Origin of the sequence: Acidocella sp., assembly GCF_028687955.1 — a bacterium.
GTDB lineage: Bacteria > Pseudomonadota > Alphaproteobacteria > Acetobacterales > Acetobacteraceae > Acidocella.
The window spans coordinates 1-19,566 of record NZ_JAQTZC010000043.1 but is presented as its reverse complement, the minus strand read 5'-3'; the positions used below and the strand labels follow the sequence as shown (position 1 = coordinate 19,566).

Annotated in this window: 18 protein-coding genes and 1 tRNA gene; 9 read left to right on the top strand and 10 right to left on the bottom strand. The window is 64.1% G+C overall.

Features of this window, described 5'->3' with window-relative positions; all coding sequences use genetic code 11:
- Nucleotides 1-3: 3 nt before the first annotated feature.
- From pgi to PHE40_RS07195, 10 genes are read right to left on the bottom strand one after another with little or no spacing between them, the layout of a single operon-like run.
- Entirely contained in the window at nt 4-1,584 is a 1,581-nt protein-coding gene (gene pgi, locus PHE40_RS07240) for a glucose-6-phosphate isomerase (protein ID WP_299960124.1), read from the bottom strand.
- Nucleotides 1,577-2,224 carry a bifunctional 4-hydroxy-2-oxoglutarate aldolase/2-dehydro-3-deoxy-phosphogluconate aldolase gene (eda, locus tag PHE40_RS07235; RefSeq protein ID WP_299960121.1) on the bottom strand — a complete coding sequence of 216 codons (648 nt, stop codon included), beginning with the start codon at nt 2,222-2,224 and terminating at the stop codon, nt 1,577-1,579. The genes pgi and eda overlap by 8 nt, the downstream gene beginning before the upstream one ends.
- Entirely contained in the window at nt 2,221-4,044 is a 1,824-nt protein-coding gene (edd, locus tag PHE40_RS07230) for a phosphogluconate dehydratase (protein WP_299960118.1), read from the bottom strand. The genes eda and edd overlap by 4 nt, the downstream gene beginning before the upstream one ends.
- Before the next feature lie 2 nt (nt 4,045-4,046).
- Nucleotides 4,047-4,718 carry a 6-phosphogluconolactonase gene (gene pgl / locus PHE40_RS07225; protein ID WP_299960116.1) on the bottom strand — a complete coding sequence of 224 codons (672 nt, stop codon included), beginning with the start codon at nt 4,716-4,718 and terminating at the stop codon, nt 4,047-4,049.
- Nucleotides 4,715-6,193, bottom strand: coding sequence for a glucose-6-phosphate dehydrogenase (gene zwf, locus PHE40_RS07220; protein WP_299960111.1), 1,479 nt, complete (start codon nt 6,191-6,193; stop codon nt 4,715-4,717). The genes pgl and zwf overlap by 4 nt, the downstream gene beginning before the upstream one ends.
- A gap of 13 nt (nt 6,194-6,206) precedes the next feature.
- Nucleotides 6,207-6,476, bottom strand: coding sequence for a hypothetical protein (locus PHE40_RS07215; protein WP_299960108.1), 270 nt, complete (start codon nt 6,474-6,476; stop codon nt 6,207-6,209).
- A 34-nt stretch (nt 6,477-6,510) separates the two neighbouring features.
- Nucleotides 6,511-7,182, bottom strand: coding sequence for a DNA polymerase III subunit epsilon (gene dnaQ / locus PHE40_RS07210; RefSeq protein WP_299960105.1), 672 nt, complete (start codon nt 7,180-7,182; stop codon nt 6,511-6,513).
- Nucleotides 7,179-7,763, bottom strand: a complete 585-nt coding sequence (gene coaE, locus PHE40_RS07205) for a dephospho-CoA kinase (protein ID WP_299960103.1) — start codon at nt 7,761-7,763, stop codon at nt 7,179-7,181. The genes dnaQ and coaE overlap by 4 nt, the downstream gene beginning before the upstream one ends.
- Entirely contained in the window at nt 7,760-8,587 is an 828-nt protein-coding gene (locus PHE40_RS07200) for a shikimate dehydrogenase (RefSeq protein ID WP_299960100.1), read from the bottom strand. The genes coaE and PHE40_RS07200 overlap by 4 nt, the downstream gene beginning before the upstream one ends.
- On the bottom strand, nt 8,494-9,708 hold the full coding sequence (locus PHE40_RS07195) for a glycosyltransferase family 87 protein (RefSeq protein ID WP_299960097.1): 1,215 nt from the start codon (nt 9,706-9,708) through the stop codon (nt 8,494-8,496). The genes PHE40_RS07200 and PHE40_RS07195 overlap by 94 nt, the downstream gene beginning before the upstream one ends.
- Before the next feature lie 41 nt (nt 9,709-9,749).
- On the opposite strand from PHE40_RS07195, the gene PHE40_RS07190 reads away from it, so the two are divergent.
- The 9 genes from PHE40_RS07190 to PHE40_RS07150 all read left to right on the top strand — a co-directional run bounded on the left by PHE40_RS07190 (nt 9,750) and on the right by PHE40_RS07150 (nt 19,018).
- Nucleotides 9,750-10,943, top strand: a complete 1,194-nt coding sequence (locus PHE40_RS07190; protein WP_299960094.1) for an aspartate aminotransferase family protein — start codon at nt 9,750-9,752, stop codon at nt 10,941-10,943.
- Nucleotides 10,940-11,875 carry an ornithine carbamoyltransferase gene (argF, locus tag PHE40_RS07185; RefSeq protein ID WP_299960091.1) on the top strand — a complete coding sequence of 312 codons (936 nt, stop codon included), beginning with the start codon at nt 10,940-10,942 and terminating at the stop codon, nt 11,873-11,875. The genes PHE40_RS07190 and argF overlap by 4 nt, the downstream gene beginning before the upstream one ends.
- A gap of 82 nt (nt 11,876-11,957) precedes the next feature.
- Nucleotides 11,958-12,245, top strand: coding sequence for a 4a-hydroxytetrahydrobiopterin dehydratase (locus PHE40_RS07180; protein ID WP_299960088.1), 288 nt, complete (start codon nt 11,958-11,960; stop codon nt 12,243-12,245).
- A 170-nt stretch (nt 12,246-12,415) separates the two neighbouring features.
- Nucleotides 12,416-14,326: a molecular chaperone DnaK gene (dnaK, locus tag PHE40_RS07175; RefSeq protein WP_299960085.1), complete on the top strand. Its 1,911-nt coding sequence runs from the start codon at nt 12,416-12,418 to the stop codon at nt 14,324-14,326.
- A 92-nt stretch (nt 14,327-14,418) separates the two neighbouring features.
- The gene (gene dnaJ / locus PHE40_RS07170) at nt 14,419-15,546 is read left to right on the top strand and encodes a molecular chaperone DnaJ (RefSeq protein ID WP_299960083.1); all 1,128 of its coding nucleotides are present in this window, start codon (nt 14,419-14,421) and stop codon (nt 15,544-15,546) included.
- A gap of 146 nt (nt 15,547-15,692) precedes the next feature.
- Entirely contained in the window at nt 15,693-16,223 is a 531-nt protein-coding gene (locus PHE40_RS07165; protein WP_299960080.1) for a glycine zipper family protein, read from the top strand.
- A gap of 58 nt (nt 16,224-16,281) precedes the next feature.
- The gene (locus PHE40_RS07160) at nt 16,282-17,085 is read left to right on the top strand and encodes an energy transducer TonB (RefSeq protein WP_299960077.1); all 804 of its coding nucleotides are present in this window, start codon (nt 16,282-16,284) and stop codon (nt 17,083-17,085) included.
- A gap of 48 nt (nt 17,086-17,133) precedes the next feature.
- Entirely contained in the window at nt 17,134-18,906 is a 1,773-nt protein-coding gene (gene recJ, locus PHE40_RS07155; protein WP_299960074.1) for a single-stranded-DNA-specific exonuclease RecJ, read from the top strand.
- A 36-nt stretch (nt 18,907-18,942) separates the two neighbouring features.
- Nucleotides 18,943-19,018, top strand: a tRNA-Glu gene (locus PHE40_RS07150).
- The last annotated feature ends 548 nt before the right edge of the window (nt 19,019-19,566 follow it).

Sequence of the window (19,566 nt, the reverse complement as noted above, 5' to 3'; positions counted from 1 at the left end):
TTTTCATGGCGCGGTATCCTTTTGGGTGAGGTGCAGAACAAGCCCTGCGGTTGAGGAATCGGCACTTTCATTTGGCCGGCCGCTGGCGACGATGGGCAGCAGCCCGGTGGCAAGTTCCTTGCCGAGTTCCACGCCCCATTGATCGAAGGCGTTGATATCCCAGATGGCGGCTTCAACGAACACGCGGTGCTCATACAACGCGATGAGCCGCCCCAGCGTGCGCGGGGTCAGCTTGTTATAGGCGATGGTGATGGAGGGGCGGTTGCCGGGGAACACCCGGTGCGGGTTGCCACCGGCTTCCTCCAGCGTGCGGCCGAGCATCAAGGCGCGCGTCTGCGCCAGGCAGTTGGCGATGAGCAGATTATGGTGCTCACGCATGGCCGGTTCATGCCCCTGCGCCGCGATGAGGAATTCGCAAGGAATAACCGCGGTGCCCTGGTGCAGCAGTTGGTAGAAGGCATGCTGGCCGTTGGTGCCGGGCTCGCCCCACACGAGCGGACCGGTGGCCTGCGCCACGGCGCTGCCGTCCTTGCGCACGCGCTTGCCGTTGGACTCCATGTCCAGCTGTTGCAGATACGCCGGGAAGCGCGAGAGACGCTGATCATACGGCAACACCGCGCGCGTCGCGTAGCCGCAGATGTTGCGGTGCCATATCCCGATGAGGGCGAGCAGCACGGGCAGATTGCGAGCAAAGGGCGCGGTGCGGAAATGCTGGTCCATCTCATGCGCGCCCGCGAGGAATTCACGGAAGTTATCCGGCCCGATGGCCAGCATCACCGGCAAGCCGATGGCCGACCAGATGGAATAGCGCCCGCCCACCCAGTCCCAGAATCCAAAGGTCTGATCAGGTAAAATCCCGAACATCGCGCACTTGTCCAGCGCTGTGGACACAGCGGCGAAATGCCGCGCCACGGCCTGCTCACCCAGCGCCTTCACAATCCATTGCCGCGCCGAATGGGCGTTGGTCATGGTCTCGATGGTGGTGAAGGTTTTCGAGGCGACGATGATGAGCGTGCGCGCGGGATCGAGCGTGCGGATGGTATCGGCCAGATGCGCGCTATCCACATTGGAGACGAAATGCACGCACGGTCCATCATGATACGGCGCCAGCGCGCCGGTGACCATAACTGGGCCGAGGTCTGAGCCGCCGATGCCGATGTTGATGACATCGCTGAACGCGCCGCCATCGGCGGCGGTGATCTTGCCCGCGCGCACGCCTTCGGCAAATTTGAACAGAGCGGCGAAGGTTTTGTTCACCTCCGGCATCACATCCGCGCCGTCCACATTTACCGGCGTATTGGTGATGTTGCGCAGGGCCGTATGCAGCACCGCGCGGTTCTCGGTGGTGTTTATCTTCTCCCCCGCGAACATCGCGTCGCGTTTTTGCGCAACCTCAGTTGCCTCGGCGAGTTGCAGCAGCAGCGCGCGGGTTGTCTCCGTCAACCCGGTCTTGGAATAGTCGAGCAGCAGATCATCCAGCCCGGCGGAAAATTCTGTGAACCGGCCGGGGTTTTGCGCGAACAACGCGCGCAGGGTGGGGGTGGCTTGCGCCGCGGCCGCCAGCTCGGCCCAGAGTTTATCCATGCGCCGCTCCTCCCTGGTTGATATTCAGCGCCGCGGCCTGGGCAGCGGCGGTGGTGATCGCGCACCAGTCCCCGGCGGCGATCATTGCGCGGTTCACCATCCACGAACCGCCGATGCAAACCACGTTGGGCAGCTTCAGATACCGGGGCGCGGATTCAGGCGTGATACCGCCGGTCGGACAGAATTTAAGCTGCGGCAGCGGCGAGGCGATGGACGACAAAAACGCCGCCCCGCCGGAGGCTTCAGCGGGGAAGAGCTTGGCGAACTCATAGCCGCGTTCGATCAGCCACATCGCCTCCGAAGCGGTTGCGATACCGGGAAGCAGCTTGACCTGCGCCCCGGCCACGGCGTTGAGCAGGGTCTCGGTAGCACCCGGAGAGACTGCGAATTTAGCGCCCGCCGCCACGGTTTTTTCGAACTGCTCGCCGCTCAGCACGGTGCCGGCGCCAACAATGGCATCGGGCACCTCCGCCGCGATGGCGCGGATGGCCTCCATCCCCACGGCGGTACGCAAGGTGATTTCAATGACCGGCAATCCGCCGGCGACGAGCGCGCGCGCGAGCGGCACCGCCTGCGCGAGATGGTCAATGATGACAACCGGGATAACCGGTGCTGCGCGCAAAATGGTTTCGAGGTTCATGCGAGGCCCTTTGTGAAAATGCTCGCACCCGTATCGGCGGTGCTGACAGCGTGGCGGAAGGCTGCGAACAGATCGCGCCCGGTACCGTAGTGGTTGGCGGAAAGATCGGCGGTTGCCGCTGTGCGCGCCGCCCATTCATCGGGCGGCACCAAAATGGTGAGATGGCCGTTGGTGCCGTCCACGCGGATCATGTCGCCATTGCGCAGCTTGCCGATGGCCCCGCCATCGGCGGCTTCCGGGGTGACATGGATTGCGGCGGGCACCTTGCCGGAGGCGCCGGAGAGCCGGCCATCGGTCACCAGCGCCACGCGGTAGCCCTTGTCCTGCAACACCCCCAGCGGCGGTATCAGCTTGTGCAGCTCGGGCATGCCATTGGCTTTCGGCCCCTGAAAGCGCACGACGACCACTGTGTCCTGGTTCAGCTCGCCCGCTTTGAAGGCCGCCTGCACCGCTTCCTGCGAATGAAAAATCTTCGCGGGCGCCTCGATGATATGCCGCTCCGGCTTTACCGCGGAGGTTTTGATGATGGCACGGCCGAGCGCGCCATCGAGCACGCGCAACCCGCCGGTGGGCTGGAAGGGATCGGCCACGCCGCGTAGTATGTTGGCATTGCCGCTGGCATCGGGGGCGGGGAACCACGCAACCTGCCCATCCACCAGCTTCGGCTCGGCGGCATAGGCCCCAAGGCCGCTGCCCGCCACGGTGCGCACATCCTCATGCAGCAAACCGGCGGAAAGCAGTTCCCGGATGACAAATCCGGTGCCGCCGGCGGCATGGAGATGATTCACATCGGCCGAGCCGTTGGGATAGATGCGCGCCAGCAGCGGCGTGATTTCGGCCAGATCGGAGAAATCATCCCAGGTGAGGGTGATGCCGGCAGCCGCCGCCATCGCGACGAGATGCAGCGTGTGGTTTGTCGAGCCACCGGTGGCGTGCAGGCCTACGATGCCGTTCACGAACGCGCGTTCGTCCAGAATCAGGCCGATCGGCGTATAATCATTCCCGGCGGCGGTGATGGCCATGGCGCGCTGCGTGGCGGCGGTGGTGAGCGCGTCGCGCAGCGGCGTGTTTGGGTTGATAAAGGCGGCGCCCGGCAGATGCAGGCCCATGATCTCCATCATCATCTGGTTGGTGTTCGCCGTGCCGTAGAAGGTGCAGGTGCCGGGGCCGTGATAGGATTTTGCCTCCGCGTCCAGCAGCTCTTCGCGGCTCACCTTGCCTTCGGCATAGAGCTGGCGCACGCGCGACTTCTCATCATTGGGCAGGCCGGAGGTCATCGGCCCGGCGGGGATGAAGACGGCGGGCAGATGCCCGAAGCTGAGCGCGCCGATGACCAGACCCGGCACGATCTTGTCGCAAATGCCGAGGAAAACCGCGGCATCGAAGGTTCTGTGCGACAAGGAGACAGCGGTTGCCAGCGCGATGACATCACGCGAGAACAATGAGAGTTCCATGCCCGCCTCGCCCTGGGTGATGCCGTCGCACATCGCGGGCACGCCGCCCGCCACCATCGCCACGCCACCGGCCGCGCGGGCGGCCGCGCGGATGATATCGGGGAAATGCTCATAAGGCTGATGCGCGGAGAGCATGTCGTTATAGGCGGTCACGATGCCAAGGCTGGCGCCATCGCCGCTGCGCAGCACGGCTTTGTCACCTGGCGCGCATGCGGCGAAGCCATGCGCCTGATTGGCGCAGCCCAGCGCCCGGCGTTGCGGCTTCTCGCTGCTCGCCGCCGCGATACGGGCCAGATAGGCCGTGCGGGCCGGTTCACTGCGAGCGATGATGCGGCTCGTGATGTCCTGAATATGCCGGTGAACCATGTTCAGGGACTCCAGAAAATAGCGGGTGCGGGATTGCGGGCGAGGACAGCGCGGACCGGCAGTTCCACCGCGCCATGTTCCAATAAATCACGTTTGGCGGCGCCCTCGATATGCAATGCCACGAAATCGGCTTGCAGCAATACCGGCAGCGTCAGCGTGATGCGCGGCTCAACGGCGGCTTCGGCGCGCATGCTCTCCACGCGTTGGCCATGGCTGGGGGCAAGGGCTTCGGCCAGCCGGTCGCCGCCGGGGAAGAAGGAGGCGGTATGGCCGTCCAGCCCCATGCCGAGCACCACCGCCGCGAAGGGCAGGGGCAGGGCGGCAATCGCCCGTTCCACTTCGGCAAGCCCGGCCTCGGGCGTGGCTGCGCCGTTCACCAGCGGCAAGAAGGCCGCCTGCGCCGCCGCACCTTGCAGCAGATGGTTTTTAACCAGCGCGGCGTTGGAGCGGGTGGAGGATTCCGCCACCCAGCGTTCATCCACAAGGGTCACGCTCACGTGCGGCCAATCGATGGATTTTGCTGACAACGCCTGCAAAAGCCTCACCGGCGTGGTGCCGCCGGAAACCGCGAGCGCCGCCGCGCCCGTGCGGGCCAGCCGGGCGGCGAGCGCGGCTGCCACGGCATCTGCCAAGGCCTCGGCCAGCGCGGCGGGGGAGGAGAATTCGTGCATCATGCGCCGCCATCCAGCCAAGTGCGGCCATCGCGCTCGATCAGCGCCACCGCCGCCGAGGGGCCCCAGGTGCCAGCGGTATAGGGCTTGGGCAAATCCGCCGCGTTTGACCAGGCCTCCAGAATCGGTTCGATCCACGTCCACGCGGCTTCAACCTCGTCGCGGCGCATAAAGAGCGTCTGGTTGCCGCGCACCACATCCAATACCAACCGCTCGTACGCATCCGGGTTGCGAACCTGGAAGGCGTTGGCGAAGCTCATGTCCAGCGGCACGGAGCGCAGGCGCATGCCGCCCGGCCCGGGGTCTTTGGTCATCAGCCAGAGCTTCACCCCCTCGTCGGGTTGCAGGCGGATGACCAGCTTGTTCGCCTCGATCGGCCCGGCGGAGGCGTCGAACACCGAATGCGGCGGCGGGCGGAAGGTGATCACGATATCCGACACCCGTTCGGGCATTCTCTTGCCGGTGCGCAGATAAAATGGCACCCCGGCCCAGCGCCAGTTCTGCACCTCGGCCTTCAGCGCCACGAAGGTCTCGGTGGTGCTGGTCTCCGCGCCCAGCTCGTCGAGATATCCGCGCACCGCGCCACCGGCGGAAGCGCCCGCACGATATTGCCCGCGCACCACTGCCTGTGTGGAGAGCGCATCGGCAATCGGCTTCAGCGAGTGCAGCACCTTCAGCTTTTCGTCGCGCACGGAATCGGCGTCCAGCCGCGCGGGGGGTTCCATGGCCACTAGGCACAGCAATTGCAAAATGTGGTTCTGCACCATGTCGCGCAGGGCGCCCGCGGTGTCATAATACCCGGCGCGGCCCTCCACGCCCAGGCTCTCGGCCACGGTGATCTGCACATGGTCTATATGCGCGGCATCCCATAGCGGCTCGAACAACCCGTTGGCGAAGCGCAAGGCCATGAGGTTTTGCACCGCTTCTTTGCCGAGGTAATGGTCGATGCGATAAACCCGGTCCTCGGGGAAGACCTTGCCGATGGCCGCGTTCAGTTCCTTGGCGGACTCAAGGTTTTTGCCAATCGGCTTCTCCACCACCACGCGGGCATTGGCATGCGCCATGCCAAAGCGGCCCAACCGCTCGCAGATGGGCCCGAACAGGGCGGGGCCGGTGGCGAGATAAAATACGTTGACGCGCTCACGGTAGGGGGTAAGCGTCTGGGTCAGCTCCTGCCAGCCGCCATCGCCGTCAGCCTCCACGGCGCGATAATCCAGCCGGGCGATGAAATGCTCGAGATCGGCCTCGTTGCGCTCATCGGCGGGTACATGCTCGATGATCGACTCGCGCGCGAGGGCAATGAAGACATCCGTGGTGAGCTTGCCGCGCGCGGTCCCGATGATTTTTGCAGCCTCGGGCAATTGTCCCGCCATGTCGCGGTGGAACATGGCGGGGAGCAGCTTGCGCCGGGCCAGGTCGCCGGTAGCGCCGAATACCACAAGTACAAAGGGGACAACTGGGATGACGCGGCTGGTCATGGCAATTCCTTGTTCACGGTGGCGCGGCCAAATTGGCTGTTAAAGCCTTTGAAGGCAAATAGACATCCGGGACCATGAACCGCCCCGGGTTTGCTGGAGGCTCCAACTCTATCGTCTGAATATTCATGGCGCGATCGACCTTGAAACCGGCCGGACGGTCATGAAGGATGTGCTGACGGCGGATGCCGCGAGCACGATCATGTTGCTGATGGCGGTCGAAGCAAAATCCCCTGGCAAGTGCTTGCTTCACGTCTTCCTCGACATGGATGATGATTGCGGGCAAGGCCGTGCCGGAAGCCGCTGGCGGCAAAGCAAGCCTATTGGTTCCAGATGGGATCCTTGAGCTTGGCCACGAAAGCGGCATGCGCGGCAAGCGCCTCATCATCCAAGGCGATTAGCCGGGGCGTGCGGGTGTCTGTGCGTTCATACTGTGCGAAGGAGAGCACCTGTTCTGTCTCCAAGGTTAGCCCGCGCTGGCGGCCGCCGGTAAGCTCCACATAAACATCCGCGAGCAGTTTACAGTCCAGCAGCGCGTTATGCGTGGTGCGGGCGGAGAGGTCGATGCCAAACCGGCGGCAGAGCGCGTCCAGGCTGTTGGGCATGCCGGGGAAGCGGGCCTTGGCCATCACGAGCGTGTCGACCATGCGCGCGCGCTCGAGCTTGGGGCGGCCAATGCGGGTGAGTTCGAAGTCTATGAAGGCGAAGTCGAACGGGGCGTTGTGCGCGACCAGGGGGGAGTTGCCGAAGAAGGCCAGCATCGCCTCGGCGATCTCAGCGAATTTCGGCTTTCCCTCGACATGGGCGTTGGTGATGCCGTGGACGCGCGTGCTCTCGGTGGGGATGTCGCGTTCAGGGTCCAGCAGGGCGTGGAATTGTTCGCCGGTGGGAAGGTCGTTGATGAGTTCGATGGCGGCGATTTCGATGACGCGGTCGCCGGTGAGCGGCTCGAAGCCGGTTGTCTCCGTGTCGAATAAAACGCTGCGGCTCATGTGCGCAATTCCTCTACTATACGGCGCACGGCCCGGATCGCCTCGAATTTCGAGAGGCCGGTGGGGATGATATGGTCGGCGCGGCGGCGCTTTTCAGCATCGGGCGTCTGCCGGGCGATGATGGATTCGATCTGTTCCAGCGGCAGGCCGCGTTTGAGCACACGGGCGATCTGTATATCACGCGGGCAGGAGACAGTGATGACACGGTGCACGCGGCGGTCGGCACCGGCTTCGAACAGCAGGGGAATGTCGAGCAGCACGGCGCGGCGGCGGGCGCGGAAGGCCGCGGTGCGGAATTTTGTTTCTTCCTGGTGTACCAGAGGGTGCATGATGGCTTCCAGCCGGCGCATCGCTGCATTGTCGCCCAGCACAAGGGCGCGGAGCCGGCCACGGTCGAGGACGCCGTTGCGAACCGTACCGGGAAATGCACTGGCAAGCGCGGGGACGGCGCGGCCGCCAGGGGCCTGCAACTGGTGTACGGCGTCATCGGCGTTGAAGCAGGGGATGCCGTGGGTGGCGAACATTTTTGCTACAGTGGATTTGCCCATGCCGATACCGCCGGTGAGGCCGAGGACGATCATCCGCCGGAGACGATGTGGTAGAGTTCGTCATCAACCACGGGGGTAATGCCGAACCAGGCTTTGAACCCCGGAACAGCTTGGTGCAGAAGCATGCCGAGGCCCTCGACGGCTGTAAGCCCGCGCGCGCGGGCGGCTTTGAGGAGCTCGGTTTCCAGCGGGGCGTAGATGATGTCCGCCACGGCGAGCGCCGGATTGGCGGCTTCGAGTGAAATATCCAGAGGTTCGTGATGGACCATGCCGAGCGAGGTGGTGTTCACCAGCAAGGCGTAGTCGCCCAATGCGGCGCTGCGGTACTCCCAGGGCAGGACGTTTCCCGGCGGCAGTGCGGCGGCCAGGGCGGCCGCGTTGCGCTGCGTGCGGTTGCAGACGGTGACCGGTGCGCCCTCGTCCTGCAAGGCGGCGGCGATGGCGCGGGCGGCGCCGCCAGCACCCAGGATGAGCGCAGGGCCAGCGGCGGGGTTGACCCCATGGGCGCGCAGGTTGGCGAGGAAGCCGTAGCTGTCGGTGTTGAAACCCTCGATGCCGGTGCTGGTGAACACAAGGGTGTTGACCGCGCCGATCCGCGCGGCGCGGGGGTCGATACGGTCGCACAGCGCCATGACGGAGATTTTGTGCGGAATGGTGACGTTGAGACCTGCGAATCCGGCTTTGGCCAGAGCGGGTATGACATGCGCCAGATCCGCCGGGCTGATGGGCAGGGGCAGATAGGCGCCGTCTATATCATGGCGGTTCAGCCAGACGCCGTGGAGCCTGGGGGAGCGGGAGTGGGCAACTGGCCAGCCGGTGACACCGGCGAGACGGGCGGAGCCTGAGAGGAGTCGCATGGCGCGACACCACCACGGCGCCAGGCGCTTGCCAAGAGCAACAGCAGCACAAGCGGCGTGGCGTGGGCATATTGCGGTGCCCAAGGCAGCATTCCAGGGCCGAACCAGATAAGGAACAGGACCACTGGCTCGAACGGGGCGAAGCCGGTGGCAAGGCGGTCTTCGACGATCAGCGCGGCCGCCAGGGCTGCCCCGAGCAGGTCGTAGTCATGCAAATAGGGGGTGGCGAGCGCGCAGAGGATGAGCAGCGCCGGCACGGAGCGGGTTTGCGCGGCGGCGGCGATGGCGGCCAGGGTAACGGCGGCCTGGATAAGCAGGGCGGGGTGCAGGCCGAGCGGGCGAGCCAGGGCGAAGACGCTGATCAGCCCGCCGGAGAACTCATGCGGCTGGCCGGTAAGCAGCACGTTGCTCATGGCCGGGCTGGTGAAGTGGATGAAACCGTTCCAGGCGGCGGGGCCGAAGGCGTAGAGCGAGGCGGCGGCGAGCAGGGTGGCGGCCAGGGCAGCGTAGGCGAAGGCGGCGGGGGCGCGCCGCAGCAGATAGAGCGGCAACACAAGGCCAAGCTGGGGCTTGACGGTGGCCAAGCCGATGAGGATGCCGCCCAGGCGCGGGCGGCTCTGGGCAAGCAGCAGGCCGCCGCCGATGAGCGCTGTGAGCAGGGCGGCGTTCTGGTGCTCGAGCACGCTCTCCAGGCTGGCCGGGGCAAGCAGGACGGCGGCGGTGAACCACCAGGATTTTTTCGCGAGGCGCAGGGCCAAAGCGAGGAGGGCGAGCGAAAACGCATCGAACGTGAAAACGGCACGCCAGGGCGGGAGCCAGTCAAACGCGGCGGCGAGCATCAGATATGTGGGGGGGTAGCTCCACAGGTGATAGGGCAGCTTGCCGTAGATGCCTTCAAGAAAGCTCTGATAGGCGGTGTGGTCAAACAGGATGGGGAGCTGGTGGTTGAGGGCAAGGAAGCCGCCGGCCCAGAAATCCAGACCATCGCGCAGGGCCTTGCCCGAGAGGCCGTGGCGCTGGCCCCAGAGGATGGCAAATGCCTCAAAACAGGAGGGGAGCGCGCAAAGCGCAACCACTAGGCCGAGTTTGAGACGGGGCGATGTTTGACTATTTTGGTTCATTTGCGCAGTATTCCGTGCTTTCCTGTCTAGAAAGCACAATCATGATCGCCGCGCTAATGCCGAATTACAACCGTGCCGATATTGCCTTTGCCTATGGCGAGGGAGCTTGGCTGTTCGACGAGCGAGGCCGCAAATTTCTGGATTTCGGCGCGGGAATCGCCACTTCCTCGTTGGGGCACGGGCATCCGCATCTGGTGAACGCGATTGCCAGGCAGGCCGCGAAGGTGATCCATGTTTCCAACCTGTACCGCGTGCCGGGGGCGGAATTGCTGGCAAAACGGCTGGTGGCGGCGAGTTTCGCCGATTCGGTGTTCTTCTGTAACTCCGGCGCCGAAGCCAACGAGGGTCTGGTGAAGGCCATGCGCAAAACCTGCGCCGATGCCGGGCAGCCGGAACGTTACCGGGTGATCTGTTTTGAGGGCGCGTTTCATGGCCGCACGCTGGCGATGATCGCGGCGACCGGGAACGCGAAATATCTGGCCGGATTCGGGCCGCTGGTGGATGGGTTTGACCATGTTCCCTTCGGCGACATCGCGGCGGTGCGCGCGGCCATCGGCCCGCAAACCGCGGGGGTGCTGATCGAGCCAGTGCAGGGCGAGGGCGGCGTGCGGCCAGCTTCTGTGGCGTTTTTGCGGGCGCTGCGCGCGCTGTGCGATGAGCATGGCATTTTGCTCGGACTGGACGAGGTGCAATGCGGCATGGGGCGGACGGGCAAACTCTTCGCGCATGAATGGGCCGGCATCGAGCCGGATGTGATGTCCACCGCCAAGGGCATCGGTGGCGGGTTCCCGATGGGCGCTGTGCTGGCAAAGGAGCGCGTCGCCCAGGTGCTGGTGCCGGGCAGCCACGGCACCACGTTTGGCGGCAGTCCTCTGGCGGCGGCGGCGGGCAATGCGGTGCTGGATGTGATTCTGGCGCCGGGGTTTCTGGAAGGGGTGGAGGCTGCGGGGCGGTATCTGGGTGAGGCGCTGGGCGGATTGTGTGCGCGCTTTCCCCTCGTGTTCGAGACTGTGCGCGGCATGGGACTGTTGCGCGGGTTGAAATGCGTGGTGCCCAATACTCAGGTGCAGGCGGCGGCGATGGACGAGGGCCTGCTCACCGTGGCGGCCGGGGAGAATGTACTGCGGTTGATCCCCCCCTTGATTGTGGGAACAGCCGAATGCGATGAAGCGGTGGCACTGCTGGAACGGGCGGCGCAACGGTGTTTGGCTGGTGTGGAGGTTGGCGCGAAATGAGTGCGCTCCTGGAGTTGAGGGCCAAAGGCCCGCGGCATTTTCTGGATCTGAAGGATTTTTCCGGGGCGGAGCTGCGCGCTTTGCTGGACGCGGCGGTGCGCCTCAAAAATACGCGGCGTAACGGCAAGAAGCCGCTCGCGGGCAAGACGCTGGCGCTGATTTTCGAGAAACCATCAACGCGGACGCGGGTTTCTTTTGAAGTGGCAATGCGCGAACTGGGCGGGGATGTGATTGTGTTGTCCTCGCGCGATATGCAGATCGGCCGGGGTGAGACAATTGCCGATACCGCGCATGTGCTCTCGCGCTACGTGGACGGGGTGATGCTGCGCACCGACCGCGCGGCCAAGCTGCATGAGTTTGCCCGGTACGCCAGCGTGCCCATCATCAACGGGCTGACCGAGCTTTCGCATCCGTGCCAGATCATGGCGGATATCATGACCTTCGAGGAGCATCGCGGGCCGATTGCCGGGCAGGTGGTGGCCTGGGTGGGTGATGGGAATAATGTCGCGGTTTCGATGATCGAGGCGGCGGCGCGCTTTGGCTTCACGCTGCGGCTGGCCTGCCCGGCGGGGTATTGGCCCAACCCGGATGTGTTGGACTGGGCGCGCGATGAGAAGGCCGATGTGCGCGTGAGCATAGACCCGGAGGACGCAGTGGAGGGGGCTGCCTGCGTGGTGACGGATACATGGTTGAGCATGGCTGATTCCGAGGACGAGGCGGCGGCCCGCGCGGCGGCCTTCGTGCCGTACCAGGTAACGGCGGCGCTGATGGAACAGGCGGCTGAGGGGGCGATTTTCATGCATTGTCTGCCAGCTCACCGCGACGAGGAAGTGTCAGCGGCGGTGATCGACGGGCCATGGTCGGTGGTGTTTGACGAGGCGGAGAACCGGCTGCATGCGCAGAAGGCGATTCTGGCGTGGTGCATGGGGTAGCGAGCCAAGGATTTGCGGGCAACCCCCTTGCGGGAGGGGCCGACGTGCCTAATTCAAGCAGACACCATGAAAGGTGATTGCCATGAAACTGCTGAAGGTTGAGGATTTGAACGCCCTGCCGGGCAAATGGACGCTCGCCAAAGACGGAAAATCAATCCACCAGTCGTTCAAGTTCAACTCATTCGCCGAGGCGTGGTCGTTCATGTCCCATGTCGCGCTCCTTGCGGAGAAGATGGACCATCATCCCGACTGGTCGAATTCATACAACAAAGTGGCGATCACGCTGACCACGCATGACGCGGGCGGGGTGACGCGCAAGGATCTGGCGCTGGCTCAGGCGATTGCGGATTTTGTTTGGCTGCCTGAGTAGGCACCTGGAGGTCCGCGTGGCCGGGAGATCACGGTTTCCTCTGCGGCATGGCCGGGTGGAGAAAAAATCTCTTGTGTCCGGGTTATGGTTTGAATACATGGGACGCGTTGTTCAAAGGGGTTTTTTCGGTGCTTCGGGCCGGGGGAATCCGCTGCAAAGGAGCTATTTATATGAGTAAAGTGATCGGTATCGACCTTGGTACCACCAATTCCTGCGTTGCGGTCATGGAAGGCAAGGATGTCCGCGTCATCGAAAATTCGGAAGGTGCGCGTACCACCCCCTCGATGGTGGCGTTCTCTGATTCGGGCGAGCGGCTGGTTGGCCAGTCGGCCAAGCGCCAGGCGGTCACCAACCCGTCTAACACGCTTTATGCGGTCAAACGCCTGATCGGCCGCCGCTACGAAGACCCCACCGTGACCAAGGACAAGGGGCTGGTGCCGTATGGCATCGTGAAGGGCGACAATGGCGATGCCTGGGTTGAGGCCAAGGGCGAGAAATATTCTCCTTCGCAGGTCAGCTCTTATATTCTGACGAAAATGAAGGAAACCGCTGAGGCGTATCTCGGCGAGACGGTGACGCAGGCGGTGATCACCGTTCCCGCGTATTTCAACGACGCGCAACGCCAGGCGACCAAGGACGCCGGCAAGATCGCGGGGCTTGAAGTCCTGCGCATCATCAACGAGCCGACGGCCGCCGCCCTCGCCTATGGCATGGACAAGCGCAACGCCGGGACCATCGCGGTGTACGACCTTGGCGGCGGCACGTTCGACGTCTCTGTGCTCGAACTTGGCGACGGCGTGTTCGAGGTGAAGTCAACCAATGGCGATACCTTCCTGGGCGGTGAGGATTTCGACCAGCGGGTGATCGATTATCTGGCCGAGGAGTTCAAGAAGGACCAGGGGATCGACCTGCGTAAGGACAAGCTGGCGCTGCAGCGGCTGAAGGAAGCCGCCGAGAAGGCGAAGATCGAGCTGTCGTCCTCGAAGGAGACCGAGATCAACCTGCCGTTCATCACCGCGGACGCCTCCGGGCCGAAGCATCTGGTGCTGAAGCTGACCCGCGCCAAGCTGGAATCCCTGGTTGAAGACCTGATCGAGCGGACGCTCGGGCCGTGCCGCGCCGCGCTGAAGGATGCCGGTGTGACTGCTGGCGAGATCAACGAGGTGATCCTGGTCGGCGGTATGACCCGCATGCCCAAGGTCATTGAGTTGGTGAAAAATTTCTTCGGCAAGGAGCCGGCGCGCAATGTTAACCCTGATGAGGTCGTGGCCATTGGCGCGGCGATTCAGGGCGCGGTGCTGCGCGGCGATGTGAAGGACGTGTTGCTGCTCGATGTGACACCGCTTTCGCTGGGCATCGAGACGCTGGGCGGCGTGTTCACCCGGCTGATTGACCGCAATACGACGATCCCGACCAAGAAAAGCCAGACCTTCTCGACCGCCGATGACGGGCAGACCGCCGTGACCATTAAAGTGTTCCAGGGTGAGCGCGAAATGGCCGCGGACAACAAGCTGCTTGGCAATTTTGACCTTACGGGCATTCCCTCGGCGCCGCGTGGCGTGCCGCAGATCGAGGTGACGTTCGATATTGACGCGAACGGTATTGTCTCGGTTCAGGCGAAGGATAAGGCGACCGGCAAGGAGACGCAGATCCGCATTCAGGCGTCTGGCGGTCTTTCGGATGCCGATATCGAGCGGATGGTGCGCGAGGCCGAGGAAAACGCGGCGTCTGACAAGGTGCGGCGCGAGGCGGTGGAAACCCGCAACCAGACGGAAGCCATGGTCAATCAGGTCGAGAAGACGCTGAAGGAAGCTGGCGACAAGGTTTCAGCCCAGGACAAGGGCGAGGCCGAGGCGGCGGTGGCGGCGGCGAAGTCGGCGCTTGAAGGCGGCGATGTGGAAGCGCTGAAGGCGGCGGGCGAGCGGCTCACGCAGTCGGCGATGAAGCTCGGCGAGGCGATGTACAAAGCGACGGCCGAGGCGGACGCCGCGCAGGCGGCGCCGGGTGCGCAAGCCGGGCCGGATGGCGAGAAGATCGTGGATGCGGATTTCGAGGAAGTTGACGACAAGAAGAAGTCCTGACCGTGCCGCGCCGTTAAAAGTTGAATGGATCCCGGGGCGCCGCCCCGGGATTTTTTCAGTTATAGAGTTGAGACAAGGAAAACATCGCCGTTATGGCCAAACAGGATTATTACGCCACTCTGGGTGTGGAGCGCGGCGCCAGTGCTGATGAGATGAAAAAAGCATATCGCAGCTTGGCGATGCAGTATCATCCCGACCGTAATCCCGGCGACGCCAAGGCGGAGGCGAAGTTCAAGGAGCTGAACGAAGCCTACGACGTGCTGAAGGACGATCAGAAGCGTTCCGCCTATGATCGCTACGGCCATGCGGCGTTCGAGAATGGCGGCATGGGCAATGGCGGCGGCGGTTTTGGCTTCGAGGGCGGGCTCGGCGATATTTTCGAGCAGATGTTCGGCGGCGGCCGCCGTGGCGGTGGCGGGCAGCAGCAGACCGGGGCGGATATAAAAACCCAGGTCGAGATCGATATGGTGGAAGCCTTCACCGGCGTTAAGACCAATGTGCGCGTCCCCACGCGGATGACCTGCGATGCCTGTAGCGGCAGCGGCTCGGCGGATAAAAATGCCAGTGCTGAGACCTGCGGCACATGCGGCGGCGCCGGGAGGGTGCGCGTGCAACAGGGGTTTTTTCTGGTGGAACGCACCTGCCCAACCTGTGGCGGCTCGGGGCGCATGCTACGCAATCCGTGCCGGGTGTGCGCGGGCGTTGGCACCGTGCCGCGCGAGAAGACGCTCTCGGTGCAGATTCCAGCCGGCGTTGAGGATGGCACGCGCATCCGGCTTTCTGGCGAGGGCGAAGCTGGCGGGCGCGGCGCGCTGCCGGGCGATTTATACGTGCATATCACCGTGCGGCCGCACGCGATCTTCCAGCGCGACGGGGCGAACATATTTTGCCGTGTGCCGCTGCGCATGACGCAGGCGGCGCTGGGCGGCGAGGTTGAGGTGCCGGCGATTGACGGCACGGCGGCGAAGGTGAAGATCCCGCCCGGCACGCAAACCGGGGACCAGTTCCGGCTGCGGGGCAAGGGGTTCTCCGTGCTGCGCAGCACGCAGCGTGGCGATATGTATATCCAGGTTGCGGTGGAGACGCCGCAGAAGCTGACACGCCGCCAGCGCGAGTTACTGGAGGAGTTCGAGGCCGAATCCAAGAGCTATGGCGCGGGCAGTCCGGAGCATGAGGGCTTCTTTGCCAAGGTTAAAGATTTCTTTGAGGGGCGGGGTTAACTGCCAGCCCGCTTTTTTGCCGTAATCGGGGGGTAGGTTTCGCTTCGATACGAACTGTAAGCCGCCCGGTAGCCGCATTGCGGGACGCCTCCCGGGCACTTACATAAGCACTTGAAACAGCAAGGCACTTTGCGCAGGAGTTGAGGATGTCACGCAAAAGGAAACTGGCCAATTTCGGACTGGCGCTATTGCCGCTTGCAGCCCTGGGAGCCTGCAGCGTGGCGCCGCCGTCCGGGCCTTCAGTGGTTGCTATGCCGGGGCCGGGAAAAACCTTCCAGCAATTCCAGCAGGATGATTATAACTGCCGTGGCTATGCACAATCGCGCATGGGCAACCCGGGGCAGGATGCCGCCAATGCGCAGAACAACGCCACGACGACAGCCGTGGCGGGAACGTTGATCGGCGCCGCCGCGGGTGCCGCGCTGGGCTCTCTGGGGGGAGATGTCGGGGCGGGTGCCGCGCTCGGCGCTGGGGCCGGCCTGCTGGGCGGGGCCTCAGTTGCGGGAAATAACACTCAGGCTGCTGCGGATTCCCTCCAACGCCGCTATGACATTGCTTATGCCCAATGCATGGTCGGAAATGGCGAAACGATTCAAGGTGATCCTGCGCCCTCTCCCTATGGTTATGCTGTGCCGCCCCCGCCTCCGGGCTACTATCAGGGACCTGGCCCTTACTGAGCCAAGCTGCGACATTAGCCTGATTGAACTAGCGGCGGGCGCCCCTCTCGCCGCACCCATGCGCAAACAGCGCTGGCGCCCGTGGTACGGGGCTGCGGCGGTTTTGTTGCATGTGCTGGTCGTCGGGTTTTTCCTGCTGTTCGCGTGGCGGCACCCACCAGTGGAAAACAACCAAAGTCCGCCAGGCATCTCCGTGGTGTTTGATAATGGCGGCGCGGCGCAAACCACGGCGCCGCCCACCCCGACTCATGGGCCAACCAGTGTGGCGCAGGCACCGCTGCCCGCTGCCCCGCCGCCCCCGCCGCAGGCGCAACAGCCGCCGGCAGAGGTGAACCTGAACATGCCCGATACGCCGTTGGCCACCCTGCAGAGTGTGCCGCAGACCCAGCCGCACCCGCAGCCCCACCCCACGCCCCGGCATGCCGCGCCGCCGCGCAAATATGTGGTGATGAACAATATGTCCTATGGCACCCCGGCGCCGCCGATGCCGCAGGCGCAGCGGGCAATGAACCTGAGCCTGCCGATGTCTGACGCGCAGGCGGTGAACGCGCCTGAGCTGACCATCAAGGGCAATATTGGCGCTGATTGGAATGCCGCGCTGAGCAAATGGGTGAACGATCATAAATACTACCCCGAGGCGGCGGCCGAGCAGGGGCAGCAAGGCAGTGTGCAGGTGGAGTTCACTGTGGACCGGCAAGGCAATGTCACGGGGCTGCATATGCTGAGCAGCTCAGGTTCGCCGTTTCTGGATCAAGCGTGGATGGGCATGTTCGCTGATAACCAGTTGCCGCCGTTTCCGCCGGGAACGAAGGATAGCCACATTACCGTGGACGCCACCATGCATTACGAGATCGTTCCGTAAGCCGCTTGCCGCTTGCGCCGACTCGCTTTTCACGATTTCAAGCGGGGGATGATTGATGAGCATGCGCTGGGCGTACAAGAAAGCCTGACCGGGCGCCGCTGGGTTTGGCGCGCCGGCGATGCCGAGCGGGTAGGGCAGGGGCTGGCGCAAACTCTGGGTGTACCCGAGCTGATGGGGCGTATGCTGGCCGCGCGCGGGGTGGGTGCGGATCATGTGGCTGATTTCCTTGATCCGACATTGCGCGCAATGCTGCCAGATCCTTCCAGCATTATAGATATGGACGTGGCCGCCGTCCGGATGGCCGATGCCGTGGTGCATGGTGAGTGCGTGGGTGTATTCGGCGATTACGATGTGGATGGGGCGTGTAGTACGGCCATGCTGGTGACGCTGCTGCGCCAGCTGGGCTGCGAGGTGGTGCACCATGTACCGGACCGGCTGCTGGAAGGCTACGGGCCTAACAGTAACGCGCTGCGCGGCATGGCCGAACGCGGTGCGCGATTGCTGATCTGCGTGGACTGCGGCACCGGCGCGCATGCCGCTTTCGCACCGCTGCATAACATGGCGGATGTGCTGGTATTTGACCATCACAAGGCGGAAGGGCCTCCGGCGCAGATTCGCGCCACGGTGAATCCCAACCGTTTGGATTGCAGCTCCGGCCTGCACACATTATGCGCGACCGCAGTGGCCTTCATCGGTTGCATCGCGCTGGTGCGCGAGCTTCGCCGGCGCGGGTTTTTCAACGGGCGGGCGGAGCCGGACCTACGCGAAATGCTGGATCTGGTGGCGCTGGCCACGGTGTGCGACGTGATGCCCCTGACCGGGCTGAACCGCGCCTTTGTGACGCAGGGGCTGCGGGTGATGGCAAGGCGTTCGCGTCCCGGTATTGCCGCCCTGCTGGATGTGGCGAAGCTGACCGAGGCGCCAACCCCGATGCACTGCGGTTTTGCCCTAGGGCCGCGGATTAACGCCTCCGGGCGAATTGCAGAATCCGACATGGGTTTGCGTTTGCTTTTGAGCGAAGACCCTGATGCCGCCGCCGCGCTGGCCCAGACGTTGAACGATGTGAACCGCCAGCGCCAGGCAGTTGAAGCGGCGATCATGGGCGATGCCATGGCGCAGGCGCAAATTCAGGTGGAAGCAGGACACTCGGTGATTCTGCTGGCGCAGGAGGGCTGGCACCCTGGTGTCGTGGGGATCGTGGCTGGCCGCGTAAAAGAAAAATTCAACCGCCCGGCCCTGGTGGCGGGCATTACCGCCGGGTTGGCGAAAGGCTCGGGGCGCTCTGTCCCGGGGGTGGATCTGGGAGCAGCGGTAATCGCTGCCCGCCAAACTGGGCTTTTGGCCACGGGCGGCGGCCATGCAATGGCCGCAGGATTTTCGGCCCCTCAAAGTGCTCTGGCCGCGCTCCATGAGTTTTTGAACGAGCGGCTGGTAAGTGCCGCTGACCTGCCAAGCACCGAGGCGCTCACCCTGGAGGGTGTTCTGGCGGTGGGCGCGGCCGATGCAAGACTGGCGCAAATGGTCGCCAAGCTTGGCCCGTTTGGCACCGGCAATGCCGAGCCGCTGTTTGTGTTGCCGCGGGCGCGCGTGGTGAAGACTGACCGGATCGGCAAGGATGGCAACACCATCCGCGCCATGGTGGAAGGCGAAGGCGGCGGCCGGTTGAAGGTCCTCTTGTTCCGCGCCAAGGACGGCCCATTGGCCGAAGCTTTATCGCGCGCCGGCGCCGCGCCATTGCATCTGGTTGGATATTTGCGGGCGGAAAGTTGGCAGGGACGTGTTTCCGCAGGATTTTTCGTCACAGACGCCGCCCCGGCTTGACCCGGGCTGGCGGGCGGGCTAGGTGCAGCATGCCTCGTCCCGTTCGTCTAGAGGCCCAGGACGCTGCCCTCTCACGGCGGTAACAGGGGTTCGAATCCCCTACGGGACGCCATTCTCGAACAAAAGTAATAACCTCCCCCGGCGTGTTCGGGAGGTCGTTCATGGCTGCTTTCGCCAGCACTCCTTTTGGGCCGCTGACGCGGATTTCTTCCTTGCTGATGGTGACATTGTCAACGAACAGCTTGAAGTAGGCTTTGCGCATCTCCGGCGGTGCCTGCCACAATGCGGTGCGGATGGCGGTTGAGAGCTTGGTCAGCTTCGCCTCGGTGAGGCGCGGCTTTTGCGCCGGTTCGGTATTTGAGGCTGTGCTGATCTGGCTTTGCAGGCTGGTGCGCTTGGCCTTCAGCGCTTTGAGCCTCTCTGCCAGCGCCGGGTCGTCGACTTCCATCAGCCCGGCTTCGACCATGCCGACCAAGCGGTGGATCGCCCCCTCAGCCTCGGTGAGATCAGCCTTGAGTTGGCCAAGCTGGGTACGGTGGGTCTGCGCGTCGGCTTTGGCCTGGTCGAGATAGCCTGAGACGAGGTCGAGCAGCCGGTCGGGGGCGAAGACTTGTTCAGTGAGGGTTGTCAGCACCGCGTCATCCACCTTGGGCATCGGCA

What these genes read in the sequence shown, in the direction of transcription:
- pgi (WP_299960124.1), bottom strand. Translation starts at nt 1,584, where the DNA reads ATGGATAAACTCTGGGCCGAGCTGGCGGCCGCGGCGCAAGCCACCCCC.
- eda (WP_299960121.1), bottom strand. Translation starts at nt 2,224, where the DNA reads ATGAACCTCGAAACCATTTTGCGCGCAGCACCGGTTATCCCGGTTGTC.
- edd (WP_299960118.1), bottom strand. Translation starts at nt 4,044, where the DNA reads ATGGTTCACCGGCATATTCAGGACATCACGAGCCGCATCATCGCTCGC.
- pgl (WP_299960116.1), bottom strand. Translation starts at nt 4,718, where the DNA reads ATGATGCACGAATTCTCCTCCCCCGCCGCGCTGGCCGAGGCCTTGGCA.
- zwf (WP_299960111.1), bottom strand. Translation starts at nt 6,193, where the DNA reads ATGACCAGCCGCGTCATCCCAGTTGTCCCCTTTGTACTTGTGGTATTC.
- dnaQ (WP_299960105.1), bottom strand. Translation starts at nt 7,182, where the DNA reads ATGAGCCGCAGCGTTTTATTCGACACGGAGACAACCGGCTTCGAGCCG.
- coaE (WP_299960103.1), bottom strand. Translation starts at nt 7,763, where the DNA reads ATGATCGTCCTCGGCCTCACCGGCGGTATCGGCATGGGCAAATCCACT.
- PHE40_RS07200 (WP_299960100.1), bottom strand. Translation starts at nt 8,587, where the DNA reads ATGCGACTCCTCTCAGGCTCCGCCCGTCTCGCCGGTGTCACCGGCTGG.
- PHE40_RS07195 (WP_299960097.1), bottom strand. Translation starts at nt 9,708, where the DNA reads ATGAACCAAAATAGTCAAACATCGCCCCGTCTCAAACTCGGCCTAGTG.
- PHE40_RS07190 (WP_299960094.1), top strand. Translation starts at nt 9,750, where the DNA reads ATGATCGCCGCGCTAATGCCGAATTACAACCGTGCCGATATTGCCTTT.
- argF (WP_299960091.1), top strand. Translation starts at nt 10,940, where the DNA reads ATGAGTGCGCTCCTGGAGTTGAGGGCCAAAGGCCCGCGGCATTTTCTG.
- PHE40_RS07180 (WP_299960088.1), top strand. Translation starts at nt 11,958, where the DNA reads ATGAAACTGCTGAAGGTTGAGGATTTGAACGCCCTGCCGGGCAAATGG.
- dnaK (WP_299960085.1), top strand. Translation starts at nt 12,416, where the DNA reads ATGAGTAAAGTGATCGGTATCGACCTTGGTACCACCAATTCCTGCGTT.
- dnaJ (WP_299960083.1), top strand. Translation starts at nt 14,419, where the DNA reads ATGGCCAAACAGGATTATTACGCCACTCTGGGTGTGGAGCGCGGCGCC.
- PHE40_RS07165 (WP_299960080.1), top strand. Translation starts at nt 15,693, where the DNA reads ATGTCACGCAAAAGGAAACTGGCCAATTTCGGACTGGCGCTATTGCCG.
- PHE40_RS07160 (WP_299960077.1), top strand. Translation starts at nt 16,282, where the DNA reads ATGCGCAAACAGCGCTGGCGCCCGTGGTACGGGGCTGCGGCGGTTTTG.
- recJ (WP_299960074.1), top strand. Translation starts at nt 17,134, where the DNA reads ATGATTGATGAGCATGCGCTGGGCGTACAAGAAAGCCTGACCGGGCGC.